The sequence below is a fragment of the Sphingopyxis sp. 550A genome (assembly GCF_053569535.1).
Window position 1 is genome coordinate 3,197,762 of record NZ_CM131615.1, and the last position, 25,623, is coordinate 3,223,384.

Sequence of the window (25,623 nt, forward strand, 5' to 3'; positions counted from 1 at the left end):
GCCTTTTCGGGCGCGCCCCGCCGGGGCCCGCCCGCACCAAATCTCTCGCTGGATGGGTAGCCGACCCCTGCCCGTCCCGCCCAAAGCAAAGGGAAGTCCATGACTGTCAATATCCGGAACTGGCAGGAATTGAAGAAGCCCAGCAACCTGGAAATCAAGGCCGGCGGCGACGGCAAGCGCAAGGCGACCTTCGTCGCCGAACCGCTTGAGCGTGGTTTCGGCCTGACGCTCGGCAACGCGCTGCGCCGCGTTCTGCTCTCGTCGCTCCAGGGTGCGGCCATCACGTCGATCAAGATCGAGAACGTCCTGCACGAATTCTCGAGCCTCGCCGGCGTGCGCGAGGATGTCACCGACATCGTCCTCAACGTCAAGCAGATCGCGCTCAAGATGGAAGGCGAAGGCCCGAAGCGGCTGCAGCTTTCGGCCACTGGTCCCGCGACCGTCAAGGCCGGCGACATCATGGTGTCGGGCGACATCAAGGTGATGAACCCGAACCATGTCATCTGCCACCTCGACGACGGCGCGACGCTGAACATGGAACTCGTCGCCGACACCGGCAAGGGCTATGTCCCCGCGACCGCCAACCGCCCGGCCGACGCGCCGATCGGCCTGATCCCGGTCGACTCGCTCTTCTCGCCCGTCCGTCAGGTCGCCTACAAGGTCGACAATGCGCGCATCGGCCAGGAACTTGACTTCGACAAGCTGAGCCTGACCGTCGAAACCGACGGCACGGTGACCCCGGAAGACGCCGTCGCTTACGCCGCGCGCATCCTCCAGGACCAGCTGCAGGTCTTCGTCCACTTCGAGGAAGCGATGAACGACAGCGGCATGATCGGCATGGCGGCGCCGTCGACCACCGCCGACGAGTCCGACGTCAACCAGCTCAACCGCTTCCTTCTCAAAAAGGTCGACGAGCTCGAACTGTCGGTCCGCAGCGCCAACTGCCTCAAGAACGACAACATCATCTACATCGGCGATCTGGTCCAGAAGACCGAAGCCGAAATGCTCCGCACCCCGAACTTCGGCCGCAAGTCCCTGAACGAAATCAAGGAAGTGCTGTCGTCGATGGGTCTGCGCCTCGGCATGGACATCCCCGGCTGGCCGCCGGAGAATATCGAGGAAATGGCCAAGAAGCTGGAGCAGGAACTGCTTGGGTAACAGCACGTCGCCCCCGCGAAAGCGGGGGCCGCTTGCTACCTTGCGCTATGCTTCCAGCGGCCCCCCGCCTTTGCGGGGGCGACGGGGCGGGGAAAGGGTTGCCCCTTGATCGACCTGGCTTGGGGTACCTTGAACGGCCCCTCTGACAAACGAAGGACTATATCATGCGTCATAAATCGGGTGGCCGGAAGCTTCAGCGCACGAGCGCGCATCGCACGGCCCTGTTCCGCAACATGTCGGCCTCGCTCATCAAGCATGAGCAGATCACGACGACCGTCGCCAAGGCGAAGGAACTGCGCCCCTATATCGAAAAGCTGGTCACGCTCGCGAAGCGCGGCGGTCTGGCCAATCGCCGTCTGGCGATGAGCCGCCTGATGGACGATACGCAGCTCGTGAAGCTGTTCGACGTCCTCGCCGAGCGCTACAAGGACCGCAACGGCGGCTACACCCGCATCATCAAGGCCGGCATCCGCGCCTCGGACGCGGCGCCGATCGCGATCATCGAATTCGTCGACCGCGACGTCGATGCCAAGGGCCAGGATTCGGGCCCGGTGTTCAGCGACGAGGAACTGGAAGACGCGTAAGACGCGGCTTTCCAGCGACACAAGATCAAGGGCGGCGTCCGAAAGGATGGCCGCCCTTTTCTTTTGGGTCGAAGGCAAGGCTGCATTGGGTTGGGGAGCGGACGTTTCGCCTTTAATCCGCAGGCGCGGGTTTTGGCGTGCCGTCCGGGAAACGCCACCCGTCACCAATCTCCCGCTGAACATACTCGACGGACGGCTGCCATCCTTCGTCAGCCTCGATCTTGCCAATGCATCCCCAGCAATCGCCTCCGCAGTCCCCCGACATGGGGTCGTCCACAATATCGAGCGGTCGCACACAAAGCGTGCATTTTCCCAATGTTCGCTCCTCTATTCTCGATCCTGACGATTCCGCCTGCAAGCAAATAGCATTTACCAAACGTCCGCAACCGGTCGAGACCGGCCATTCCCGAAAAAAGCCGCCGCTTGACATTACATCCCTTTCATCAGATATTTCTGTTATGACAGAAATTATCGAATACGAGTCGAAACTATCTCCCGCCGCGACCGAGTTCATTCTCCATTGGGGCAATCTCGGCAGCCAATGGGGCGTCAACCGGTCGGTGGCGCAGATTCATGCACTGCTCTTCGTCAGCGACCGCGCGCTGCATGCCGAGGAGATCGCCGATCTGCTCGGGCTCGCGCGCTCGAACGTCTCCAATTCGATCAAGGAGTTGCTTGGTTGGCGATTGATCGAGCGCGTGCCGTTGCTCGGCGATCGGCGCGACCATTTCGCCGCCGAAAAGGACATATGGGAAATGGTCACCCGCATCGCAGCGGGCCGCAAGGCGCGCGAGGTCGACCCCGCCGAGGCCGCGCTGAAAGCCTGCGTCGCGCGCGCCGCGACCGACCCCGACCTTAGCATCGACGCGAAAGCCCGGCTTGGCGAGATGCTCGATTTCGTGACGGTGATGAGCCGCTGGCACGATGAGATGCTGCAGGTACCCAAACCCGCGCTGATGCGGCTGATCAAGCTCGGTGCCGGGGTGACGAAGCTGATCAACTGGCGGCCCGGCAAGAGCAGAAACGCCGGCTAGGAGGCGGAAGATGGGCAGGTTCGAAAGAAAGCCGGAGACGGGTGTCCTCGTTCATGTGACACCGCGGGATCCCGATGACGCGCTCACCGATTATCGCTTCCGCCGCCTCGTTCCACCGCGCGATTGGGACGCACTCCCCACAGACGTCCGCCGCCGTTTCTCCAAGCGCCTCGCGGGCCAGCGCGTCGCGACTTACAGCGGCGAGATCGTCTGGACGCGGCTCTCCCGCATCGGATGGACCTTCGCGCAGCTTTGCCGCCTGATCGGAGCACCGCTGCCGGTGAATGCGAGCGGTCCGGCGCCCGCCGCGGTGATGGTGAGCGAAGACAAGGCCAGCGGCGGACAAATCTGGACGCGCATCTATGGCCGCGCACGCCGCTATCCGCAGGTCATTCACAGCGCCAAGCGCTTCGCGGGCGTGACCGGGCTCGAGGAGCATATCGGCGGCGGCTTCGGCATGGCGCTGACCGTCCGCGCCGAGGCGGAGGCGCTGGTCTTCGTGTCCGATCATTATTTCTGGCAAGCCAAAGGCTTGCGCTTCCACCTGCCGCGCTGGCTGGCGCCGGGCGAAACGGTTGCGACGCACCGGCACCTCGCGCCCGGACGCTTCGCTTTCGACCTTCGGGTCACGCACTCTCTGTTCGGCGAACTGCTGAGCCAGCACGCGCTGTTCCGCGATGGCTGACGGTCCGATCATCCTCTTCGACGCCGAATGCTTCCTCTGCTCGGCCAATGCCCGGTTCGTGCTGCGCCACGACAGCAGGAAGCTCTTCACGCTCGCGTCGATCCAGGGTGCGGCCGGCGCCGCGATCGCCGGGACGCACGGGCTCGATCCGCGCGACCCGACCAGCCTGCTCGTGGTCGATGGTACGGCGGTGCGCCGCGACAGCGAAGCCATCCTCTTCATCTACGAAAATCTCGACTGGCCTTGGCGGATGGCGGCAATCTTCCGCCTCGTCCCGTCCTCGCTGCGCGACCCGCTCTATCGCTGGGTCGCGCGCAACCGCTACCGCCTGTTCGGCAAGCACGCGACCTGCTGGGTCGCGCCGCCCGAATATCGCAGCCGCATCCTGCCATGAACGGACGTGCCATGAAAATATTAATCCTAGGCGGCTATGGCGTGTTCGGCGGCCGCCTTGCCGAGCTTCTTGGCGACCGCCCCGACCTCGACCTCCTGATCTGCGGCCGCGACCGCCAGCGCGCCGAGGCCTTCTGCACCGGCTATCGCGGACAGGCGCGCGCGTTCCCTGTCACGCTCGATCGGCGCGCGATCGGCGCAGCGCTCGCGGCACACACACCCGACCTCGTCGTCGATGCTTCGGGGCCGTTTCAGGATTATGGTGCCGATCGCTATCGGGTCGTCGAGGCGTGTATCGCGGCGGGCGTCGACTATCTCGATTTCGCCGACGCCGCCGATTTCGTGTTCGGCATCGCCCGCTTCGACGCGGCAGCGAAAGCCGCGGGCATCTTCGCCATCTCGGGCGTCAGCAGCTTCCCCGCGCTGACCGCCGCCGTCCTGCGCGAGATGGCGAAGACGATGGACATTCGCACGCTTGAGGGCGGCATCGCCCCCTCGCCCTTCGCGGGCATCGGCCTCAACGTCATGCGCGCGGTGGTCGGCTATGCCGGTGCGCCGGTGAAGCTGCGCCGCGGCGGCAAGGACGGCTTCGGCACCGGCCTGGCCGAGAGCCTGCGCTTCACCGTTGCGGTGCCGGGGCGACTGCCGCTCCGCAACATCCATTTCTCGCTCGTCGACGTTCCCGATTTGCAGGTGCTGCCGCCCGCCCATCCCGGATTGACCGACATCTGGATGGGGGCGGGGCCGGTGCCCGAAATCCTGCACCGCATCCTCAACCTGCTCGCGAAGGCGCGCGCAACCTTCCGCCTGCCATCGCTCGCACCCTTTTCGCGGCTCTTCTACGCGGTCCTCAACCGGATGAAGTTCGGCGAGCACCGCGGCGGCATGTTCCTGCGCGCGCGCGGCCTGGCCGACGGCCGCGCAGTCGAGCGAAGCTGGCACCTGCTCGCCGAGGGCGACGACGGCCCCTATATTCCGTCGATGGCAGTCGAAGCGATCGTCCGCAAGCTGCTCACGGGCGAACGCCCCCACGCCGGCGCGCGCTCGGCGATCGAGGCGCTGACCCTCACCGATTATGACGCGCTGTTCGCCAGTCGCTCGATCCACACGGGCTTCCGCGAAGAGCAGCCCGGCGCGCCGATCTACCGGCGGATATTGGGAACCGCCTTCGACCAGCTTCCGCCGCGCGTTCGCGCGTTGCACGACAGCACAGCGCTGCGCGCATGGAGCGGCGAGGCAAGCGTCGAGCGCGGGCGCGGGCTGCTCGCGCGGATCGCCGCCGCGATTATGGGCTTTCCAAAGGCCGCCGACGTGGTGCCGGTCACTGTCACCTTCACCCCCGAGGGCAGCAGCGAACGCTGGACGCGCGATTTCGGCGGCAAGAGTTTTTCATCGCTGCAATCGGCGGGCACGGGGCGGAACGACTATCTGCTCGTCGAGCGCTTCGGCCCCGCGGCCTTTGCGATGGCGCTGGTGATCGATGGCGACCGGCTGCGCCTCGTCCCGCGGCGCTGGACGCTCTTCGGTCTGCCGATGCCGCGCGCGCTGACGCCCGGCGGGCCGAGCTTCGAGACGGAGATCGACGGCAAATTCCATTTCAACGTCGAGATCAGGTTGCCGCTCGCTGGCCGGGTCGTCGCCTATCGCGGGGTGCTGGAGCCGGTGCCGGTCCCGTGACAACAAATCCATTTGCATCGCCCGCGAGCCTCATTCATCGCCGGGCTCGTCCAGAAAAGCGCGGGGGTGGACTTTCAATATGGCCGCGATCTTTCCCATCGATTCGATGGTCGGGTTTCCCTCGCCCCTTTCGATCCGCCCCAGATGCCGCATGGCGATCCCGGCCTCGCCGGCAAGTTGCTCCTGAGACAGACCGCGGGCGACCCTCAAGCGCTTGATATTGCTACCGACTAGACGAGACCACCCCATGCCGCAAAGAGGAGGCATTGCCATCGGATCGTCTAGGACATATATGTCCTATCAATAGAAACTGGCTGCAACGCCTTTTTCGGACCAACGGGCTTGATCGGCGCAAACATGGATCATTTCGTCAACGGCCCCAAGGAAAGCTTCGGCGCCCGTTTGCGGCGGCTGCGCATCGCCAAGGGAATCAGCCAGCACGACATCGCCGTCGCGCTCGACGTGTCGGCACCGGCGGTCTGCGGCTGGGAGCTCGGCCGCGCGCGACCCCGGATGCGCCGTATGCATAAGCTGGCCGACTTGCTGGGGGTATCGACCGGCGAGTTGCTGGGCATCGAACCGCGCGGGCTCCATGAAGAACTCGAACGGAGCCGCCGCGAAATCGCCCACATGGTTGGCACGACTCCCAACAAGGTCCGGATTCTCATCGAGCTTTGATCCTCAATGCCGCGCACCAAATCCGCTTGCCCCGCCCTTTTCCATCCTTACAGTGCGGCGCACGAATATTACTCCGACGATGAGGATCGCCTTGCCATGCCCCGTACCCCTTTTCGCGCGCCGCTGGCGCTGGCCCTGCTGATGACCGCCCCCGGAGCCGCCCACGCAGCCGATGCCGCGTCCGCCGCCGCACCCGCACCAGCGCTGGTCTATCCGGCGACCGTGCGCGGCGACACGGTCGATCCGCAGTTCGGCGTCGATGTCGCCGACCCCTATCGCTGGCTGGAGGATGATGTCCGTGTCGACCCCAAGGTCGCCGCGTGGGTCGCGGCCGAAAACAAGGTCACCGATGCCTATCTGGCAACGCTGCCGGGGCGCGAGAGCTTCAAGGAGCGGATGACCGAGCTCTATAATTACGAACGCTTCGGCCTGCCGCGCAAGGCGGGAACGCGCTATTTCTACAGCCGCAACGACGGGCTGCAACCGCAGTCGGTGCTGTTCGTCCGCGACGGGCTGAAAGGCGAGGGCCGGGTGCTGATCGATCCCAACGGCTGGGCGAAGGACGGCGCCACCGCGCTCGCCGAATGGGAGCCGTCGGAGGACGGCACGCACCTGCTCTATTCGGTGCAGGACGGCGGCACCGACTGGCGCATCGTCCGCGTCAAGGACGTCGCGACCGGCGAGGATACCGGCGATGAGATTCGCTGGGTGAAATTCTCGGGACTCGCCTGGGCGAAGGACGGCAGCGGCTTTTATTATTCGCGCTTCCCCGAACCGAAGGAGGGCGAGGCCTTTCAATCGCTCAACGAAAATCATGCGGTCTATTTCCACCGACTCGGCACCACGCAGAGCGCCGACACGCTGATCCACGCAACCCCCGACAAGCCGAAGCTGAACAACAGCGCTCAAGTGACCGACGACGGCAAATATCTGCTCGTCACCGGGTCCGAGGGCACCGACGAACGCTATGCGCTGACTCTCTATCCGATCGGCAAGAAAGGGGCGGGCAAGCCGATCACCCTCGTCGACGACTATGCGAACAATTGGGAATATGTCGCCAACGAAGGAACGCGCTTCACCTTCCTGACCAACAAGGACGCGCCGCGTCAGCGGCTCGTGTCGCTCGATATCCGCAAACCCGGCGAACTGACCGAGTTGGTCGCGCAGAATGAGGCGACGTTGGTCGGCGCCTCGCGCGTCGGCGATCGCATCATCCTGTCCTATCTCGGCGATGCGAAGTCGGAGGCCGAGATGGTCGGACTCGACGGCAGGCCGATCTCGGCCATCCACCTCGCCGATATCGGGTCGGCGGCGGGCTTTGGCGGCAATCCGAAGGACCCCGAAACCTTCTATGCCTTTTCGAGCTTTGCGACCCCGACGACGATCTATCGCCTCGATACCGTCACCGGGAAGAGCGAAATATTCGCGGCGCCCAAGCTGACCTTCGACCCCAAGGAATTCTCGGTCGAGCAGCGCTTCTACAAGTCGAAAGACGGCACCGAGGTGCCGATGTTCGTCGTCATGAAAAAGGGCCTCGACCGATCGAAGGGATCACCGACCCTGCTCTATGGCTATGGCGGCTTCAACGTATCGATGACCCCCGGTTTCTCCCCCACCAAGCTCGCGTGGATGGACGCGGGCGGAGTCTATGTCGTCGCGAATCTGCGCGGCGGCGGCGAATATGGCAAGGCGTGGCACGACGCCGGCCGCCTCGACAAGAAGCAGAATGTCTTCGACGATTTCATCGCCGCGGGCGAATATCTGATCAGCGAAGGGATCACCGGCAAAGGCCAGCTCGCGATCGAGGGCGGGTCGAACGGCGGCCTGCTGATCGGTGCGGTCACCAACCAGCGCCCCGACCTGTTCGCCGCGGCGCTGCCCGCCGTCGGGGTGATGGACATGCTGCGCTTCGACCGCTTCACCGCGGGGCGCTACTGGGTCGACGATTATGGCTATCCGTCGAAGGAAGCCGATTTCCGCAACCTCCTGGCCTATTCGCCCTATCACAATATCAAGGGCGGCACGGCCTATCCGGCGATCCTCGTCACCACCGCCGACACCGACGACCGCGTCGTGCCGGGCCACAGCTTCAAATATACCGCCGCGTTGCAGCACGCGGACATCGGTCCCAAACCGCACCTGATCCGCATCGAGACGCGCGCGGGGCACGGATCGGGCAAGCCGACCGACAAGATCATCGCCGAAGCGGCCGACAAATACGCCTTTGCCGCGAAATGGACCGGATTGGCGGTCGAATGAACCGGGGCGGCGGCTGGTCAGCCGCCGCCGCCAAGCTCGCTTATTTGGGAGGCAGGCGGTCGCGGATCTCGCCCAGCCGGTCGTTGATGCTGAAGATCACCATGTAGATCTCGATGACGATGCGCCAGACCAGCGCACCGAAGGCGAGCGCGATGATCGACAGGATCAGCGTGCCGAGACCGGTGGCCGCCGAATAGGACATCATCGAGATGGCGCCGATAATCGACATGAGGCAGGCCAGCGCGATACCGATCAGCCCCAGCCAATAGACGATCTTCAGCACCGTCGGTGCGACCATCTTGTCGAACTTGAAAAGATCACCGATTTCAAAACCGTTCATTATCTTCTCCCCTACTCCGACACCGGCATCGCGGCCCCTGCCCCGATGCCCCAATCCAAGCTTGCATGTTTTCCGCCGAATAGGAAGCCCGGGGCGACATCGGGGAATGTCGTTGCAAAACGCCCCTCGCACCCCGACATAGGCGGCATCATGTCCTATGCCCTGTCGTTCACCGCCACCGATCCCGCCGCACTCTGGGCCGAGGCCGCCGACGCCGCCGCCGCTCTCGTCGCCGGCGAGCCCGACGGCATCGCGAACATGGCGAATGTCGCGGCGCTGGTCTGGCAGGCGATTCCCGATCTCAACTGGGCGGGTTTCTATCGCTTCGACGGCACCGAGCTCGTTCTCGGCCCCTTTCAGGGCAAGGCCGCATGCATCCGCATCGCGCTCGACAAGGGCGTCTGCGGCGCCGCCGCGCGGCTTCGCGAGACCCAACGCGTCGAGGATGTCTTCGCCTTTCCCGGCCATATCGCCTGCGACGCCGACAGCCGCAGCGAGCTCGTCGTGCCGATCGTCGCGGACGGCCGGCTGATCGGCGTGCTCGACCTCGACAGTCCGCACCCGTCGCGCTTCACCGCCGAGGATCAGGTGGGGGCCGAGGCGCTGGTCGCACGGATCGCGCCCGCGCTCGCTCCCTGACCCAAATTGGGACGCCAAACTCAGGGTTAACGGATTCGCGAAAATCGGCCCGGTTTGCTAACAGGCTGTTAACCAATCGCTTGTCGCCGCCGTTGCGGATCGACGGCCGGGGTAGCAGGGAGTTTGGCATGCGGACGATTTTGCTTCTGGGCATTGCGGCGGGAACGCTGCTGCTTGCAGGTCACGCGAACAGCGCCGAACCCGCCGCCAACGATACCAGGCTCGACTACGGCAGCCCGGCAGCGCCCGACGCGCGCGTCTATACCGGCTATCCCGATCGCGTCCCGAGCGAGGTCGACTATCGCCAGGTGAGCGGCACTTATGATGCCGAGGGTCGCTGGACCGGCACGTGGAACGGTACCTATGAAGCGCCCGATGGCCGCCGCTACGACGGCAGCTATGAAGGGACGGTCGAAGGCCGTCCGGGCGCGGGCTATCCGCCGCCGCCCGAATATGATCCCTATTATGACGGTCCTTACGCGGGCGGTTACGATCCGCAGGATGCGGAGATGGCAAGGCGCTGCGGCCGGGGCGGCACGGTGACCGGGGCGGTCGTCGGCGGCGTCGTGGGGGGCGTCGTCGGCAACCGCGTCGCCGGGCGCGGCGACCGCACTGCGGGAACGCTGATCGGCGGCGGGCTCGGCGCGCTGGCCGGTGCCGCGGTCGGGGGCGAAGCCGACAGGAAGAAATGCGACGAATGGTGGGCGGGCCGTGGCCGGCACCATCACGGCTATCCGGGCGGTTATTATCCCGGCGGCCCTTATCAGGGCGGTTATGCCCAGAGCTATGGCTATGGCGGCTATGGTTATTACACTCCGGGCGTCGTCGTCACGACGATCATCCCCGGCGCGCCGGTCGTGACCGAGCGGGTCGAGACCAGCACCCGCACCTATTATGAGACCGTGCCGGTGCGCAAACGCACGGTCGCCAAGCGCAAGTGGAAGCCGCGGCCCAAGCCGCGCTGCGCCTGCTGATTGCCCGGACAGGTCTGGTCGACTCATCTGGTCCCGGAAGGCCCGTCGTCCCTCGGGACGGCGGGCCTTTCGATTCGTCGTACGCCGAAACCGGTTCAGCGCCGCGAAAGCATGAGGCGCCTAAAGCGACCTGATTGCGGGCCGGATCGTCCTGACCCCGCACGTGGGAGTGTCCCTCGATGCGTAAGTTCACCAGCTTCGCCACCGCGACGGCGATCGTTCTGACTTCGGTGGCCGCGGTTCCCGCCGAAGCACGCGGCCGCTATGGTCACGGTGGCTGGGGCTATCGCGACCGCGATCATATCAGCACGGGCGAAGTGATCGGCGGCCTGCTGGTCCTCGGTACCATCGCCGCCGTGATTGGCGCCGCGAGCAAGGACAAGACCCAGCCGCGCGACCGCGACTATCCCTATGAGCCGCCCTATCGCGAGCCGCGCCAGGATGCGCCGAACTACGAATCGCAGGGCAATGACGACGGCGGCGCCTATGGCAGCGGCACCACCGAGGTTCGCCCCTATGGCGACGGCGAAGCCGAAGCGCGGGCGTCCGATGCGTGCAGCTGGGCGGTCGAGGGCGAGATGGGCGACGACGCCCGCGTCGACAGCATCACCGGCACCGAGCCGAACAATGGCGGCTGGTATGTCACCGGCACCGCCTCACGGCTGGGCGGCGAAGTGAAGAGCTTCGGCTGCAGCTATAGGAACGGGCGGGTCGTCGACGTCAGCTTCGGCTGAGGAACCGCTTGTTATCGCAAAAAGGCCCTTCGCGTCCGCGAGGGGCCTTTCCTTTATGAACCCCGGTAAAACCAAGGCTGAACCGCAGATAAGCGAGAGGTTCAGGGCCGTGTCACCGCCGACTCGCTACAATGGCTCCAACAGGCTGCACGGGTGCCGCCTGCGCTCATTGGAGACCGAACCATGGCTATGAAAACTTCCTTCACCAGGGCCGCGATGGGTGCGGCCACCGCCGGCGCGATGCTGGTCAGCGCCGCGCCCGCCGCGGCACGCGACCGCTATGATCGCGACGGGATCGGCGCGGGCGAGATCATCGCGGGCGCCGTCGTGCTCGGCGGTCTCGCCGCAATCCTGTCGGCGTCCGACAATGACCGTTACGATCGCTATGACGATCGCTATCGCGGCCGCTACGACGATCCGCGCTACGGCTATGGCTATGACTATAACCGCTATGGCAACAGCCGCAGCGCGGTCAGCCAGTGCGTGCGCGCGGTCGAGCGCGGCACCAGCCGCTACGGCCGCACCGACGTCACCCAGGTGACGAGCATCGACCGCAAGCGCGACGGCTACAAGGTCAAGGGCCGCGTCGTCGTCCGCGACGGCTATGGCGGCCGCTGGGGCCGCGGCGGTTCTTACGACAAGGGCAAGTTCAGCTGCGACATCCGCTATGGCCGCGTCGTCGATATCGATTATTCTGGCCTGCGGTAAGAACCGGTCAAAGCCCCTCCTCCAAAGAGGAGGGGCTTTTCTTTGACGGCGTGGCGGCGCATTAAACCCCATGCTTCGCCACTCCCTCGCAGCCGCGCTGCTTCTCGCCACCCCAACCATCGCCGTCGCCAGCGACGAAATCCCCGCCGCCGATCCGGCGCGGCTGAAGATGCTGGTCGAAAAGCTCGTCTCGTTCGGCACGCGCCATACGCTGTCGTCGACAACCGATCCAAAACGCGGCATCGGCGCGGCGCGCAACTGGGGCGCCGCCGAATTCGCGCGGCTGTCGAAAGCGTGCGGCGGCTGCCTCACTGTCGACCGCATCAGCGATCGGATCGAGGGACCGCGCGCGCCCGACGGCGTCATCGTCGAGGATGTGCTGGCGATTCAAAAGGGCAGCGACCCCGATCGCGTCATCATGATCGCCGGTCATATCGACAGCCGCGTGACCGACGTCATGAACATCACCGCCGATGCGCCCGGCGCCAACGACGACGGGTCGGGCACCGCGCTGGTGCTGGAGGTCGCGCGCCTGCTGTCGCAGCACAAGCATCGCGCGACGATCGTCTATGCGCTGCTGTCGGGCGAGGAGCAGGGCCTGTGGGGCGGCAAGCTCCTCGCGCGCCATGCCAGGGAAAAGGGGTGGCAGGTCGTCGCGATGCTCAACAACGACATCGTCGGCAACACCCGCGGCACCGACGGCACGGTCGTCGACAACCGCGTCCGCGTGTTCAGCGAAGGCATTCGCGCATCGGAGGATCTGGCGGCGCAGCTCGCGCGGCGCGGGATCGGCGGCGAGGACGACGGTGCGTCGCGCGCGCTTGCCAAGGCGGCGGTGCGCGCTGCCGAACGTCATCCCGCGATCGGGCTCGAGGTGCTCGCGGTGCGGCGCCCCGACCGCTTCCGCCGCGGCGGTGATCACTTGCCGTCGCTCGAACTCGGCTATCCGGCGATCCGCTTCACCGTCGGGATCGAGAATTACGACCGGCAGCATCAGGATCTGCGGACCGAGAACGGCCGCACCTACGGCGACACTGTCGACGCGATGGACTTTCCCTATCTTGCCCGCGTCACCGCGCTCAACGCCGCGCTTGTCACCGAGCTGGCCGATGCCCCGCCCGCGCCGACGCAGGTCGGGATCGACGGCGCGCTCAGTTCCGACACGATGGTGCGCTGGACGCCGGTCGACGGCGCCGCCGCCTATCGCGTCTATTGGCGCCGCGCCGACCGCCGCGACTGGTCCGATTCCCGGCTCGTTCCGGCGACGTCGGGAACCGAGCTCAATCTGCCCGGAGTCGTCGTCGACGATAATTTCTTTGGGGTTTCCGCGCTTTCGGAGGACGGCAGCGAAAGCATCGTAACCTTCGGCGGGCTTCCGCTCGTCCCATAAGGATCAAACACGCTATACGAAAATTTACCTTCCTGCGCTAAGAAGCGGCAGGGACCAAAAGAACCGGCTCGCGTGGGGGTAGCCGGAGATGATGGGTCGCACCATGCCAAGTCCTGAGGCCACCGCCTCACCCACTCCGACCGAAAAGCGCCAGCCGCGCCAATCGCGGCTGGTAAAGGCGACGCTCAGCTGCAAGCGGCTCGGCGCCTTCGACGTCACGATCCGCAACGTCTCCGAAACCGGGCTCGGCGGCCAGGGTCCGCATGTCCTGCAGATCGGCGAGCGCATGACGGTGCTGCTGTCGGGCCATGAAGCGATGGCGGGCACGGTCCGCTGGGTCGCGGGCAAGCGCTTCGGCATCGAAACTGATCGGCCGATCGAAACCGCCAGCCTGCGCGCGGCGCACGGCGACGAGTTGCGCACCGCGGACAGCACCGCCGATTTCCAGATCGTCCCCGCGCCCAAGCTCGATACCTGGCGCCCGGGACTGACGCAGGTGAGCCGGCTGCCCGGACATTATGGGCGGAAGCGATAGGACATCGACGACCGCCGTGGAGTGGCGAGCGGACGTTGGCTAACTATCCTCGTCATCCCGGCGAAGGCCGGGATCTCACCCTATCGCCATGACGCACCGGCTAGATCCCGGCCTTCGCCGGGATGACAGGGAGAGGCCGATAACCGCCGCCACTACGCCAAACGAAAAACCGGCGCGGATCGCTCCGCGCCGGCTCTCGGGTATAACTCGCGTCGGAGCTATGACTGGTGCGTCAGGCGACCCGGCGCACTTCGTTGCCGTCGTCGTCGATGTCGCGCAGCACATAACCGCGGCCCCAGACCGTCTCGATGTAATTTTCGCCGCCGCAGGCCAACGCAAGCTTCTTGCGCAGCTTGCAGATGAAGACGTCGATGATCTTGAGTTCGGGCTCGTCCATGCCGCCGTAAAGGTGGTTCAGGAACATTTCCTTGGTCAGCGTCGTGCCCTTGCGGAGCGAAAGCAGCTCCAGCATCTGATATTCCTTGCCGGTCAGATGGACGCGGACGCTGTCGACCTCGACTGTCTTGGTATCGAGGTTGACCGCCAGCTTGCCGGTCTTGATGACGCTCTGGCTGTGGCCCTTCGAGCGGCGGACGACCGCGTGGATGCGGGCAACCAGCTCGTCGCGATGAAAGGGCTTGGTGACATAATCGTCGGCGCCGAAGCCGAACGAGCGCACCTTCGAATCCATTTCCGAAATGCCCGACAGGATCAGCACCGGCGTCTGCACCTTCGCCGTGCGGAGCTTCTTGAGCACGTCATAGCCGTGCATGTCGGGCAGGTTCAGGTCGAGCAGAATGATGTCGTAATCATAGAGCTTGCCCAGATCGAGGCCTTCCTCGCCCAGATCGGTCGTATAGACGTTGAAGCCTTCGGTGGTGAGCATCGTGTCGATCGCCTTGGCGGTCGTCGGCTCGTCCTCGATCAGCAGTACGCGCATTGGGCACCCCTTGATTCTGTTCCCACGATGATCCCGCGACCCGTCCGCGCAACCCTCGCTGGATGTCGCCGACGCGCCCCTGTTGCAGGACTGCCGGAACATTAACCATGAAACCAATGAAGGGAAAAGGTTAATTTTGATTTAACCCGCGGAAATCCACGAGTCGCGATGGGTGCCATACCGCCGCTCCGGCTCTTTCATCCCTCGCGCTGCGCCAGAAATCGCTCGTGCGCGCCGGTGCAGGACGGCTTCAGCGTCTCGACGAGATAGTCCGAAAGCGCGCGCACGCGCGCCGGCCGCAAGCGCGACGGCGGCGACAGCAGGTGGAGATGCGCCTGCGGCAGCGACCAGTCGGTGAGGATCGGCACCACCGCCCCCGACGCCAGTTCCTCGGCCGCGATGAAGTCGGGCAGCACCGCGATCCCGCCGCCCGCGACGACGAGCGGCACCGCGATGTCGCCGTTGTTCGCGAACAAAGGACCGGTCGGCAGCACCGTCGCCTCCTCGCCCTTGCGGTGGAAATGGAGCGGCGTCGCGCGCTGGCGATGGCCGTAACCGATCAGTCGGTGCCCAGCGAGGTCGAGCGGGTGCTTCGGCACCCCATGTTTTTCGAGATAGGCGGGGCTCGCGATCACCGAGGCCGCGACCGGTGCGATCGTGCGCGCGAGCAGGCTTGAGTCCGCAAGCGGCGAAATCCGCAAGGTCAGGTCGATCCCCTCGGCGACCGGATCGTTGCGCGCATCGCTGAGCAGCACCTCGATCTCGACCGCCGGATGCCGGTCGAGGAAGGCGGCGAGCGGCGGGCCAAGCACCTTGATCCCGAAGCTCATCGGCGCCGCAAGGCGGATCGGACCCGCAAGGTCGAGCCGGTCGCCGCGCGCCGCCTCGGTCGCCGCGGTCGCCGCCGCGACCATCGCGCGCGCCTCGTCGATCAGTCCCGTTCCCGCGGTCGACAGCGTCACGACGCGCGAACTGCGGTGGAGCAAGGTGATGCCCAGTGACGCCTCGAGCCGCGTCACCGCTTTCGACACGCTTGCTTTCGACAGGCCGAGCGCGGCCGCGGCGGCGGTGAAGCTGCCGCCGTCGGCGACCGCGACGAAACAGGCCCAGCCTTCATAATCGGGAAGCGCCATATATTTCCCCTATCCAACATCGTCATTATGGAAACAATGGTTTTCCATCTACGCTATTTTAGAAACGATCCAAGCGCCTATCTTGTCCTCAACAGATGAGCGCCGCCGGGCACGCAGCTCCGGGGCGCCAAGAGAAAGGACAAGCCCGATGATCGACATTCGCAAATTCGACACGCTGGGGCACGCCGACCATGGTTGGCTCGACGCCCGTCATCATTTTTCGTTCGCCAACTATTATGACGAAAGCCGTATGGGCTGGGGCGCGCTGCGCGTCTGGAACGACGACGCCATCGCGGCACAGGCGGGTTTTCCCCCGCATCCGCACCGCGACATGGAAATCATCACCTATGTTCGCAGCGGCGCGATCACCCACCGCGACTCCATGGGCAACACCGGCCGCACCGCGGCGGGCGACGTCCAGGTGATGAGCGCCGGCACCGGCGTGACGCACAGCGAGTTCAACCTCGAGGATGAGGAAACGACGCTGTTCCAGATCTGGATCATGCCCGACCGGAACGGCGGCAATCCCGGCTGGGGCGCGCGCCAGTTTCCCAAGGCCGACCGTTCGGGTCAGTTCGTGACGCTGGCGAGCGGAATCGAGGGCGATGAAGCGCTGCCGATCCGTGCCAATGCCCGCGTGGCGGCGGCAACGGTCAATGCCGGCGAGCGTGTGTCCTACGACCTCGAAGACGGGCGTCACGCCTATCTGGTCGCCGCCAAGGGCCGCATCCGCGTCAATGGTACTGACGCCGATCCCCGCGACGGCATCGCGCTTCGCGATGTCGGAAAGATCGAGGTCGAGGCGCTCGACGACGCCGAACTGGTGCTGGTCGACAGCCTCTGAGCCTCTCCCCAGGGCCGCCGCCGTCCCCCTCCCTCCCCGGCGGCGGCCCACCCCTTCTTCCTCCGCATCCAAGGAGCCCGACATGAGCCACATTCTTCGCATCGACGCCAGCGCCCGCAACGCCGGGTCGACCACTCGCGCGCTTGCCGACCAGCTCGAACGCCGTCTGGTCGAACAAAGCTATGGCGCCACCGTCACCCGCCGCGACCTCAACGTCGCGCCGCCCGCCTTCCTGAACGAGAACTGGGTCGGCGCCAATTTCACCGACGAGGCCGAGCGCAGCGACGAGCAGCGGGCCCTGCTCGCCGCCTCGGAAGAGATGATCGCCGAGATCGAGGCCGCCGACACGATCGTCATCACCGCGCCGATCTATAATTTCTCCATTCCCGCCGCGCTCAAGGCCTGGATCGATCAGGTGACGCGGGCGCGCCGCACCTTCCGCTATACCGATGCCGGTCCCGAAGGTCTGCTCACCGGCAAGCGCGCTTATATCGTCTTCGCCTCGGGCGGCGTTCCGCTCGGCAGCCAGGTCGATTTCGCGAGCGGCTACCTCAAGCATATCCTCGGCTTCATCGGCATCACCGACGTGACGATCGTCGCTGCCGACGGCCACCAGCGCGACGGCGAGGCGATCGCCCGCGCCGCCCAGGCGATCGACGGGTTGCAGCAGGCGGCCTGATCGCTCTCCCCCGGGCCGCCGCCCTTCCCCCTTCCCCCGGCGGCGGCCCACCCCCTTCCCCATTCACCAACGAAAGGACGACATGATGGCAAAGGTTCTGGTGCTCTATTATTCGAGCTATGGTCATATCGAGCAGATGGCCGACGCGGTGGCCGAGGGCGCGCGCGCCGCGGGCGCCGAAGTCGATATCCGCCGCGTCGCCGAAACCGCGCCGGCGGCCGTGGTGCAGGCGGCGGGCTTCAAGACCGACACCGCGCACCCGCTGCTGAGCGATCCGAACGAGCTGGCGAATTACGACGCGATCGTCGTCGGCACCCCGACGCGCTTCGGCCGCATGGCGAGCCAGATGGCGAGCTTCTGGGACACCGCCGGCGGCGTCTGGGCGCAGGGCAAGCTCAATGGCAAGGTCGGCGCCGCCTTCACCTCGACCGCCTCGCAACACGGCGGACAGGAAACGACGCTTTTTTCGGTTCTGACCAACCTGCTTCACTTCGGGCTGACGATCGTCGGGCTCGACTATGGCTATGCGGGCCAGATGGGCGTCGATGAGGTGAAGGGCGGCGCCCCCTATGGCGCGACGACGATCGCGGACGGCGACGGATCGCGCCAGCCGAGCGAGGCCGACCTCGGCGGCGCGCGCTATCTGGGCGAGCGCGTCGCGCGGACCGCGGCGAAGCTGATCGCCTGATCCGATGCGCCGTCTCCCGAGCCTTTTCGTTTCGCACGGCTCGCCGATGATGGCGCTCGAGCCCAGCCCGGCGCGGACCTTCCTCGCCGGGCTGGGTGCCGACCTGCCGCGGCCGCGCGCGATCCTCGTCGTGTCGGCACATCACGACGCGGCGTTCGAGGGCGGCCGCGCGACCGTCACCGCTTCGCCCGCGCCGCCGACCATCCACGATTTCAGGGGCTTTCCCGACGAACTGTTCGCGATGCGCTATCCCGCGCCGGGCGATCCGGCGCTGGCCGAACGCGTCATCGCGCTCGTCGCCGGACATGGCCTGACCGTCACCGGCGATCCCGAACGCGGGCTCGACCATGGCGCCTGGGTGCCGCTGTCGCTGATCTACCCCGCCGCCGACGTTCCGGTCGTCCAGCTTTCGATCGCCTCATACGCCTCGCCCGAATGGCATTATGCGCTCGGACAGGCGCTCGCGCCCTTGCGCGACGAGGGCGTGCTGATCGTCGGTTCGGGGAGCATCACGCACAATCTGCGCGCCTATTTCACCACCCGCCCGCCGATCGACGCCGCCGCGCCGGCGTGGGTGAGCGATTTTACCGACTGGATCGCGGATCGTCTGGCCGCGGGCGCGATCGACGATGTGCTTCACGCGATCGAACGCGCGCCGCACGGCCGTGACAATCATCCGACGCCCGATCATATCCTGCCGCTGTTCGTCGCGATGGGCGCGGGCGCCGAAGCGGACGGCCTCGCGGCGAAGCGTCTCCACGACAGCGTGACCTATGCCGTGCTCGCTATGGACTCCTACGCCTTCGGCAGCAGCAAGCTCGCATCGCCATAGCTGTAGAAGCGATAGCCGCTCGCGATCGCGTGGGCATAGGCGGCCTGCATCGTCTCCAGCCCCATCAACGCGCTGACCAGCATGAAGAGGGTCGAGCGCGGCAGGTGGAAATTGGTCATCAACCCGTCGATCGCCTTGAAGCGGTAGCCGGGGGTGATGAAGATCGCGGTGTCGCCTTCGAACGGGGCGATGCAGTCCGCGTCCTGCGCCGCGCTTTCGAGCAAGCGGAGGCTGGTGGTGCCGACCGCGATCACCCGGCCGCCCCCGGCGCGCACCGCGTTAAGCCGGTCGGCGGTCGTGGTGTCGATCCGGCCCCATTCGGCGTGCATGACATGATCGTCGGTATCGTCGGCCTTCACCGGCAGGAAGGTTCCGGCGCCGACGTGCAGGGTCAGCGTCTCGGTCGCGATCCCCGCCGCATCCAGTGCGGCCAGAAGTTCGGGGGTGAAATGCAGCGCCGCCGTGGGGGCCGCAACGGCGCCGTCCTTCTCGGCGAACATCGTCTGATAATCGCTGCGGTCGGCGTCGTCGGTCGCGCGCTTGCCCGCGATATAGGGCGGCAGCGGCATCGTGCCCGCGCGTTCGAGCAGCAGCTCGACCGGCTCGTCGCCGGCGAAAGCGAGGATGAAGCTGCCGTCGGCGAGACGCTGCTCGGCGACCGCCTCGACCCCTGAACCGAAATCGACCGTCTCGCCGGGGCGCAGCCGCTTCGCGTTGCGGATGAAAGCCTGCCACCGGCGGAGATCGATGCGCTTGTGGAGCGTCGCGCCGATCCTGGCGTCGCCGCGTCTCCCTTCGAGTTGCGCGGGGATGACGCGAGTATCGTTGAACACGAGGCAGTCGCCCGCGCGCAGAAGGGAAGGCAGGTCGCGAACGCCCCTGTCGCTTATCGAGTCCCCTTGGACGACGAGCATCCGTGCCGCGTCGCGCGGGCGCGCGGGGCGGAGCGCGATGCGCTCGGGCGGCAGATCGAAATCAAAGGCGTCGACGCGCATGGCTGTTCGCGCGTCCCTTGGCGTTTACTGCTTGATCGGGGCGTTGAGCTCGTCGACCGAGACCGCGGGCGGCGCCACCGGCTGATCCTCGACCAGCGCCGAGGCGGGCGGCATCGGCTTGTTGTCGGCGGCGACCGACATCTGGACGATGCGCGACATCACCGCGGGCGGCTCGCCCTTATGCACCGCATCGACATATTGCATTCCCGACACGACGCGACCGAAGGCGGTGTAGCGATGGTCGAGGCTGAAGCGCGGCTGGAGCATGATGAAGAACTGGCTGTTCGCGCTGTCGGGATTTTCGGCGCGCGCCATCGACAGCGTACCGCGCAGGTGCGGCGTATCGTTGAACTCGGCCTTGAGGTCGGGAAGCTGCGAGCCGCCCTGCCCGGTCGCGGTCGGGTCGCCCGTCTGCGCCATGAAGCCGTCGATCACGCGGTGGAACTTGATCCCGTTGTAGAAACCGGCGCGCGTCAGTTGCTTCAACCGCTCGACATGGTTCGGCGCAACATTGGGATAGAGCTGGACGACGACACGCCCGCCCGTCGAAAGGTCGAGGTCGAGCATATATTCGGGGTTGCCGATATATTGGTCGGGGGTCATCGCCGGGACTGCGGGCGCGGCCTCAGCCGCAGGCGCCGCTTCGTCCGCCGCGGGAGCAGGCGCCGGAGTCTCGACCGGCGGCGCGGGCTCGGCCGGTGCGGGCGCGGGCGGCGGGGCTTCGCTGCCCTGTGGCGCGGGGGCCGGAGGCACCTCCTGTGCGGCGGCCGACGCCGCCAGGCCGATCGCCATCGCCGTCAGGATCAGGGGGCGGAAGGAAAGTTTCATGCTGGATCGGCCTCTTGTCGAATCTGAATATGCGCCCCGCTGGCCGCGACCTAGCGGGAAAAAGCTGAACGCTCAATGATTGGGATGACGCGCCGGATCAGGCTTCGCCCTGGCGAAGGCCGCGTTCGTCGATCCGCGATACCACCGCATCGCGCACCGCGGGGGTCACGAACTTGCGGATATCGCCGCCGAAGATCGCGATTTCCTTGACGAGGCGCGAGGCGATCGGCTGCAAGCCGACGTCGGCCATCAGGAACACCGTCTCGATGCGGTCGTTGAGTTGCTGGTTCATCCCCGCCATCTGATATTCATATTCGAAATCGGCGACCGCGCGCAGCCCGCGCACGATGACGCTCGCGCCCTCGCGCTGGGCGAAATCCATCAGTAGCGCGTTGAAGCCCACAACGCGGATGTCGCCGTCGATCGACGCGACCTCGGCCCTCACCATGGCGATGCGCTCGTCGTCGTCGAACAAAGGCGATTTGGTGATGTTCGTCGTCACCCCGATCACCAGCCGGTCGACGAGCTTCGCCCCGCGCCGGATGATGTCCATATGGCCGAGCGTGATCGGATCGAACGTCCCCGGATAAACCCCCACCCGCATCAATGATCCCTTTCCACCACATAGCGCGCGATCGCGCGCAGCAGCGCCGCCTCTTCGCCGAAACCGGCGAGATGCGCAATCGCCTGATCGACGAGCAGCCGCGCCTGCTCGCGCGCGCGGTCAAGCCCCATCAGCGTGACGAAGGTCGCCTTGCCCGCTGCGTCATCCTTGTGCAGCGCCTTGCCCGCCAGCGCCTCGTCGCCCTCGACGTCCAATATGTCGTCGGCGATCTGGAAGGCGAGCCCGATGTCGCGGGCATAGCCGCGCAGCGGCCGGCGCCCCTCGGCCGGAACGCGCGCGAGGATCGCCCCCGCCTCGACCGAAAAGCCGATCAACGCGCCGGTCTTGAGCTGCTGGAGCCGGGTGACGGTCGGCAGGTCGAAATCGGCGGTCTCGGCGACCAGATCCATCATCTGCCCGCCCGCCATGCCCGACGGCCCCGCGGCGCGCGCGAGTTCGCAGCAGAGCTCGGCGCGCACGAACGGGTCTCCGTGCGTCGCGGGGTCGCACAGCCATTCGAAGGCGAGCGCGTGGAGCGAATCGCCCGCGAGCACCGCGGTCGCCTCGTCATAGGCGCGGTGAACCGTCGGCTTGCCGCGGCGCATGTCGTCATCGTCCATGCACGGCAGATCGTCGTGGATCAGCGAATAGACGTGCATCGCCTCGACCGCCGCGCCGACACGCAGGCCAAGCGCGCGATCGACGTGGAACAGGTCGCCCGCCGCGCGGACGAGCAAGGGGCGGAGCCGCTTGCCGCCCGCGATCGCGGCGTGGCGCATCGCTTCGTACAGGCGCGCGCGCGGATCGGCGGGGATGGCGAGCAGCCGGTCGAACAACGCATCGATCCCGGCGGCGACCTCCTCCTGCGCGGCGGGCAGCAGATGCGCCACCTGGGTCGTATCGCCGTCGGCGAGAGCCACCCGGCTCAGCTTTCGCCGAAGGGCGTGGTTCCCGCCGGCTGGCCGTCGGCGCCCAGGCTGACCTGTTCGATCCGCGCCTGCGCCGCGGCGAGCCGCGCCTCGCAATGCTGGCGCAGCGCATGGCCGCGTTCATAGAGCGCGACCGATTCCTCGAGGCTGACGTCGCCGCTTTCGAGCCGGCGGACGATGGTTTCGAGCTCGCCCATCGCGGCCTCGAACGACAGGGCGGAAATCTGCGGTGCGGGGGTGTCCGTCATGCGTCTGCTTTGGCCCCTTCGGCCCCCCGCGGTCAAGTGCGGTGACGCTTGACGCCGCCGTCTGCTACGATAGCATCGCCTGCATGTTCATCGGCCATTTCGCCCCTGCCCTCATCGCCGCCACGCGGCCGAAGGCGGCCGGGCTCGGCACCCTGTTCGTCGCCGCACAGCTCGTCGACATCGGTTTCGCCGCGCTGCTGATCCCGGGGGTCGAGGCGATGCGGATCGTTCCCGGCATCACCGCGATGAACCCGATGGACCTTCATCACATGCCCTATACGCACAGCCTGCTCGGTACCGCGCTCTGGGCCGCGGCGTTCGGTCTGCTCGTCTGGTTCGGCACCAGGCGGCGCGAGGCCGCGATCGGCGCGGCGATCATCGTCCTCTCGCACTGGTTTCTCGACCTGATCGTCCATATCCCCGACCTCACCCTGTTCGGCGCGCCGCCGAAGCTCGGGCTCGGCCTCTGGAACCATCCGCTAGCCGAAATGCCGCTGGAAATCCTGCTGACCTTCGGCGCGCTGCTTTATTATGCGCGGCGCACCGCGGCGCCCTCGGCTTCTATCCGGCTCTGGGTGCTCGCCGGACTGCTCGCGCTGGTGCAGGCGATCGACTGGTTCGGATCGAAGGAGCCGGTCTATTCGATCTCGATCCCGGCCACGATGCTCGCCGCCTATGCCGTGCTGGCAGGCGTGGCATGGTGGGCGGGCGCGAACCGGCGGCCTATCATCGCCCCATCCCGGGCATAAAAGCCATCAAGGGTCTGTTCCTATCGCGCGCGCGCGGCTAAAGGCGCGCCATGACTCAGACAGCAGCCGCGCCCGCCTCCGTCATCACCCCCGAGATCGTCGCCGACCACGGCCTTTCTCCGCAAGAATATGAGCGCGTCCTCGCCGCGCTCGGGCGCGAGCCGAACCTCGTCGAACTCGGCATCTTCTCGGTCATGTGGTCCGAGCATTGCAGCTATAAAAGCTCGCGCATCCACCTGAAGAAACTGCCGACCGAGGCGCCGTGGGTGATCTGCGGCCCCGGCGAGAATGCCGGCGTCATCGACATCGGCACCGGCCCGGACGGCGAGAAACTCGCGGCGATCTTCAAGATGGAGAGCCACAATCACCCGTCGTACATCGAACCCTATCAGGGCGCGGCGACCGGGGTCGGCGGCATCCTCCGCGACGTGTTCACGATGGGCGCGCGGCCGGTCGCGAACCTCAACGCGCTGCGCTTCGGCCGTCCCGACCATCCGAAGATGAAGCACCTCATCTCGGGCGTCGTCCACGGCATCGGCGGCTACGGCAATTGCGTCGGCGTGCCGACGGTCGGCGGCGAGGTCAATTTCCACACGGCCTATGACGGCAATATCCTCGTCAACGCGATGACCGTCGGCGTCGCCGAGCAGGACAGGATCTTCTATTCGGCCGCGAGCGGCGTCGGCAATCCGATCGTCTATGTCGGATCGAAAACCGGCCGCGACGGCATTCACGGCGCGACGATGGCGTCGGCCGACTTCGGCGAGGATGCCGAGGAAAAGCGCCCGACGGTGCAGGTCGGCGATCCCTTCACCGAAAAATTGCTGATCGAGGCGTGCCTCGAACTGATGGCGTCGGACGCGATCGTCGCGATTCAGGACATGGGCGCCGCAGGGCTCACCTCCTCCTCGGTCGAGATGGCGTCGAAGGGCGGCGTCGGCCTCCACCTCAAGATGGACGACGTGCCGCAGCGCGAAACGGGGATGACGGCTTATGAGATGATGCTGTCGGAATCGCAGGAACGCATGTTGATGGTCCTGAAGCCCGGCCGCGAGGATTTCGCCGCCGCGATCTTCCACAAATGGGAACTCGACTTCGCGGTCATCGGCACGGTCACCGACACCGGCCGCATGGTACTGGAGCATAAGGGCGAGATCGTCTGCGACATCCCGCTCGCCCCGCTCGCCGACGACGCGCCGCTCTACGACCGCCCGCACGCCCCGACGCCGAAGGCCGCGCCGCTGGCGAACGTGCCCGAAACCAAGGACGTCGCCGCCGACCTCAAGACGCTGATGGGCACCCCCGACATCGCCAGCCGCCGCTGGATCTGGGAGCAGTATGACAGCCAGGTCGGCGCCGACACGGTGCAGACCGGCGGCGACGCGGCGCTCGTCCGCATCCATGGCACGGGCCGCGCGCTCGCGATGAGCACCGACTGCACCCCGCGCTATTGCTATGCCGACCCGGTCGAGGGCGGCAAACAGGCGGTCGCCGAGACGTGGCGCAACATCACCGCGGTCGGCGCGACCCCGCTCGCGATCACCAACTGCCTCAATTTCGCCAATCCGCAGCGGCCCGAGATCATGGGGCAGATCGTGGGCTGCCTCAACGGCATGGGCCAGGCGTGCCGCGCGCTCGACTATCCGATCGTGTCGGGCAACGTCAGCCTCTACAATGAGTCCAAGGCGACCGGCGGCGGCAGCGCAATTCTGCCCACCCCCGCGATCGGCGGCGTCGGCGTCATCGACGACCTGTCGAAGGCGGTAGGCATCGGCTTCAAGCGCACCGGCGACATCGTGCTCGCGGTCGGCGAGCGCATGGGCCATCTCGGCCAGTCGGTGTGGCTGCGCGAGATCCTCGGCCGCGAGGAAGGCCCGCCGCCGCCCGTCGACCTGAAGGCCGAGAAGCGCACCGGCGACTTCATCCGCCACGCGATCAATGCGGGCTGGATCACCGCCTGTCACGACGTATCCGACGGCGGCGTCGCGGTGACGCTGGCCGAAATGGCGCTGAAGTCGGACATCGGCGTGCTGGTCAGCGAGGAACAGCCGTTCGGCATCGCCGAGAGCTTCTTCGGCGAGGATCAGGGGCTGTATCTGGTGACCGTGTGCGACACCTGCCTGGCCGATTTCCTCGACGCCGCGAACCGCGCCGACGTGCCGGTCGACCCGCTCGGCCGCACGATCAAGGACCGTATCGTCTTCGAGCTGCCCGACAGCGACTTTTCGGTGACGCTCGCCGAGCTCCGCGAAGCGCATGAGGGGTTTTTCCCGGCGCTCATGGGGGACGACGCCGCGCTGGCGTGAGCGCCGCGGCATTTGCTCCGTTCGTCATTGCGAGCGTAGCGAAGCAATCCAGAGTGGCGT

General features: G+C 66.4%; 29 protein-coding genes. 20 read left to right on the forward strand and 9 right to left on the reverse strand.

What is annotated here, in order from left to right:
* Nucleotides 1-99 precede the first annotated feature (99 nt).
* The 6 genes from ACVENA_RS15380 to ACVENA_RS15405 all read left to right on the forward strand — a co-directional run bounded on the left by ACVENA_RS15380 (nt 100) and on the right by ACVENA_RS15405 (nt 5,531).
* Entirely contained in the window at nt 100-1,158 is a 1,059-nt protein-coding gene (locus tag ACVENA_RS15380) for a DNA-directed RNA polymerase subunit alpha (RefSeq protein WP_257544575.1), read from the forward strand.
* Between the two features lie 164 nt (nt 1,159-1,322).
* A complete protein-coding gene (gene rplQ / locus ACVENA_RS15385; RefSeq protein WP_297661357.1) occupies nt 1,323-1,742 on the forward strand; it encodes a 50S ribosomal protein L17 in 420 nt (139 codons plus the stop codon).
* Nucleotides 1,743-2,200: 458 nt separating this feature from the next.
* Entirely contained in the window at nt 2,201-2,776 is a 576-nt protein-coding gene (locus ACVENA_RS15390) for a GbsR/MarR family transcriptional regulator (protein WP_449326063.1), read from the forward strand.
* 55 nt (nt 2,777-2,831) lie between these two features.
* On the forward strand, nt 2,832-3,461 hold the full coding sequence (locus tag ACVENA_RS15395) for a DUF4166 domain-containing protein (protein WP_449326064.1): 630 nt from the start codon (nt 2,832-2,834) through the stop codon (nt 3,459-3,461).
* Nucleotides 3,454-3,855: a thiol-disulfide oxidoreductase DCC family protein gene (locus tag ACVENA_RS15400; protein WP_449326065.1), complete on the forward strand. Its 402-nt coding sequence runs from the start codon at nt 3,454-3,456 to the stop codon at nt 3,853-3,855. Before ACVENA_RS15395 ends, ACVENA_RS15400 begins: the two co-directional genes overlap by 8 nt.
* Nucleotides 3,856-3,866: 11 nt before the next feature.
* Nucleotides 3,867-5,531 (forward strand): DUF4166 domain-containing protein, encoded by a 1,665-nt coding sequence (locus ACVENA_RS15405; protein WP_449326066.1) that lies wholly within the window; start codon nt 3,867-3,869, stop codon nt 5,529-5,531.
* Between the two features lie 30 nt (nt 5,532-5,561).
* Here ACVENA_RS15405 and ACVENA_RS15410 read toward each other — a convergent pair whose 3' ends face one another.
* On the reverse strand, nt 5,562-5,804 hold the full coding sequence (locus ACVENA_RS15410; protein WP_449326067.1) for a helix-turn-helix domain-containing protein: 243 nt from the start codon (nt 5,802-5,804) through the stop codon (nt 5,562-5,564).
* Between the two features lie 84 nt (nt 5,805-5,888).
* Between ACVENA_RS15410 and ACVENA_RS15415 the strand changes: the two genes are divergently transcribed.
* Complete coding sequence (locus ACVENA_RS15415) at nt 5,889-6,209, forward strand: helix-turn-helix domain-containing protein (RefSeq protein ID WP_449326068.1); 321 nt, start codon at nt 5,889-5,891, stop codon at nt 6,207-6,209.
* A 96-nt stretch (nt 6,210-6,305) separates the two neighbouring features.
* Nucleotides 6,306-8,468: a prolyl oligopeptidase family serine peptidase gene (locus tag ACVENA_RS15420; RefSeq protein ID WP_449326069.1), complete on the forward strand. Its 2,163-nt coding sequence runs from the start codon at nt 6,306-6,308 to the stop codon at nt 8,466-8,468.
* A gap of 40 nt (nt 8,469-8,508) precedes the next feature.
* Here the strand turns inward: ACVENA_RS15420 and ACVENA_RS15425 are convergent, their stop codons facing one another.
* Nucleotides 8,509-8,808 carry a DUF4282 domain-containing protein gene (locus tag ACVENA_RS15425; RefSeq protein ID WP_257544587.1) on the reverse strand — a complete coding sequence of 100 codons (300 nt, stop codon included), beginning with the start codon at nt 8,806-8,808 and terminating at the stop codon, nt 8,509-8,511.
* Between the two features lie 150 nt (nt 8,809-8,958).
* On the opposite strand from ACVENA_RS15425, the gene ACVENA_RS15430 reads away from it, so the two are divergent.
* The 6 genes from ACVENA_RS15430 (at nt 8,959) to ACVENA_RS15455 (ending at nt 13,788) form a co-directional block, all read left to right on the forward strand.
* A complete protein-coding gene (locus tag ACVENA_RS15430; RefSeq protein ID WP_449326070.1) occupies nt 8,959-9,447 on the forward strand; it encodes a GAF domain-containing protein in 489 nt (162 codons plus the stop codon).
* 128 nt (nt 9,448-9,575) lie between these two features.
* Nucleotides 9,576-10,421, forward strand: a complete 846-nt coding sequence (locus tag ACVENA_RS15435) for a glycine zipper 2TM domain-containing protein (protein WP_449326071.1) — start codon at nt 9,576-9,578, stop codon at nt 10,419-10,421.
* A gap of 179 nt (nt 10,422-10,600) precedes the next feature.
* On the forward strand, nt 10,601-11,155 hold the full coding sequence (locus ACVENA_RS15440) for a hypothetical protein (protein ID WP_449326072.1): 555 nt from the start codon (nt 10,601-10,603) through the stop codon (nt 11,153-11,155).
* A gap of 183 nt (nt 11,156-11,338) precedes the next feature.
* Nucleotides 11,339-11,863: a hypothetical protein gene (locus ACVENA_RS15445; protein ID WP_449326073.1), complete on the forward strand. Its 525-nt coding sequence runs from the start codon at nt 11,339-11,341 to the stop codon at nt 11,861-11,863.
* A gap of 70 nt (nt 11,864-11,933) precedes the next feature.
* Nucleotides 11,934-13,253 carry a M28 family peptidase gene (locus tag ACVENA_RS15450; protein ID WP_449326074.1) on the forward strand — a complete coding sequence of 440 codons (1,320 nt, stop codon included), beginning with the start codon at nt 11,934-11,936 and terminating at the stop codon, nt 13,251-13,253.
* Nucleotides 13,254-13,356: 103 nt separating this feature from the next.
* A complete protein-coding gene (locus tag ACVENA_RS15455; RefSeq protein ID WP_449326075.1) occupies nt 13,357-13,788 on the forward strand; it encodes a PilZ domain-containing protein in 432 nt (143 codons plus the stop codon).
* 232 nt (nt 13,789-14,020) lie between these two features.
* On the opposite strand, the gene ctrA is transcribed toward ACVENA_RS15455, so the two are convergent.
* Nucleotides 14,021-14,728, reverse strand: a complete 708-nt coding sequence (ctrA, locus tag ACVENA_RS15460) for a response regulator transcription factor CtrA (RefSeq protein ID WP_257544603.1) — start codon at nt 14,726-14,728, stop codon at nt 14,021-14,023.
* A gap of 197 nt (nt 14,729-14,925) precedes the next feature.
* Nucleotides 14,926-15,861 carry a LysR family transcriptional regulator gene (locus ACVENA_RS15465; RefSeq protein WP_257544605.1) on the reverse strand — a complete coding sequence of 312 codons (936 nt, stop codon included), beginning with the start codon at nt 15,859-15,861 and terminating at the stop codon, nt 14,926-14,928.
* A gap of 148 nt (nt 15,862-16,009) precedes the next feature.
* Here ACVENA_RS15465 and ACVENA_RS15470 point away from each other — a divergent pair, with 148 nt between their 5' ends.
* From ACVENA_RS15470 to ACVENA_RS15485, 4 genes are all read left to right on the forward strand, one after another.
* The gene (locus ACVENA_RS15470; RefSeq protein ID WP_449326076.1) at nt 16,010-16,705 is read left to right on the forward strand and encodes a pirin family protein; all 696 of its coding nucleotides are present in this window, start codon (nt 16,010-16,012) and stop codon (nt 16,703-16,705) included.
* A gap of 82 nt (nt 16,706-16,787) precedes the next feature.
* Complete coding sequence (locus ACVENA_RS15475) at nt 16,788-17,384, forward strand: FMN-dependent NADH-azoreductase (protein ID WP_449326077.1); 597 nt, start codon at nt 16,788-16,790, stop codon at nt 17,382-17,384.
* 85 nt (nt 17,385-17,469) lie between these two features.
* A complete protein-coding gene (gene wrbA, locus ACVENA_RS15480) occupies nt 17,470-18,072 on the forward strand; it encodes an NAD(P)H:quinone oxidoreductase (protein WP_449328952.1) in 603 nt (200 codons plus the stop codon).
* A gap of 4 nt (nt 18,073-18,076) precedes the next feature.
* A complete protein-coding gene (locus ACVENA_RS15485) occupies nt 18,077-18,904 on the forward strand; it encodes a DODA-type extradiol aromatic ring-opening family dioxygenase (RefSeq protein WP_449326078.1) in 828 nt (275 codons plus the stop codon).
* Here the strand turns inward: ACVENA_RS15485 and queA are convergent.
* The 5 genes from queA to ACVENA_RS15510 all read right to left on the reverse strand — a co-directional run bounded on the left by queA (nt 18,868) and on the right by ACVENA_RS15510 (nt 22,508).
* On the reverse strand, nt 18,868-19,899 hold the full coding sequence (gene queA, locus ACVENA_RS15490; RefSeq protein WP_449326079.1) for a tRNA preQ1(34) S-adenosylmethionine ribosyltransferase-isomerase QueA: 1,032 nt from the start codon (nt 19,897-19,899) through the stop codon (nt 18,868-18,870). The genes ACVENA_RS15485 and queA overlap by 37 nt on opposite strands.
* A gap of 24 nt (nt 19,900-19,923) precedes the next feature.
* Nucleotides 19,924-20,727 (reverse strand): peptidylprolyl isomerase, encoded by an 804-nt coding sequence (locus ACVENA_RS15495; protein ID WP_449326080.1) that lies wholly within the window; start codon nt 20,725-20,727, stop codon nt 19,924-19,926.
* 97 nt (nt 20,728-20,824) lie between these two features.
* Complete coding sequence (gene coaD / locus ACVENA_RS15500; RefSeq protein ID WP_449326081.1) at nt 20,825-21,331, reverse strand: pantetheine-phosphate adenylyltransferase; 507 nt, start codon at nt 21,329-21,331, stop codon at nt 20,825-20,827.
* On the reverse strand, nt 21,331-22,221 hold the full coding sequence (locus ACVENA_RS15505; RefSeq protein WP_449328953.1) for a polyprenyl synthetase family protein: 891 nt from the start codon (nt 22,219-22,221) through the stop codon (nt 21,331-21,333). The genes coaD and ACVENA_RS15505 overlap by 1 nt, the downstream gene beginning before the upstream one ends.
* 35 nt (nt 22,222-22,256) lie before the next feature.
* The gene (locus ACVENA_RS15510; protein ID WP_297661414.1) at nt 22,257-22,508 is read right to left on the reverse strand and encodes an exodeoxyribonuclease VII small subunit; all 252 of its coding nucleotides are present in this window, start codon (nt 22,506-22,508) and stop codon (nt 22,257-22,259) included.
* An 83-nt stretch (nt 22,509-22,591) separates the two neighbouring features.
* Here ACVENA_RS15510 and ACVENA_RS15515 point away from each other — a divergent pair, with 83 nt between their 5' ends.
* Nucleotides 22,592-23,257: a hypothetical protein gene (locus ACVENA_RS15515; protein WP_449326082.1), complete on the forward strand. Its 666-nt coding sequence runs from the start codon at nt 22,592-22,594 to the stop codon at nt 23,255-23,257.
* Nucleotides 23,258-23,307: 50 nt separating this feature from the next.
* Nucleotides 23,308-25,563 (forward strand): phosphoribosylformylglycinamidine synthase subunit PurL, encoded by a 2,256-nt coding sequence (gene purL, locus ACVENA_RS15520; protein ID WP_449326083.1) that lies wholly within the window; start codon nt 23,308-23,310, stop codon nt 25,561-25,563.
* The last annotated feature ends 60 nt before the right edge of the window (nt 25,564-25,623 follow it).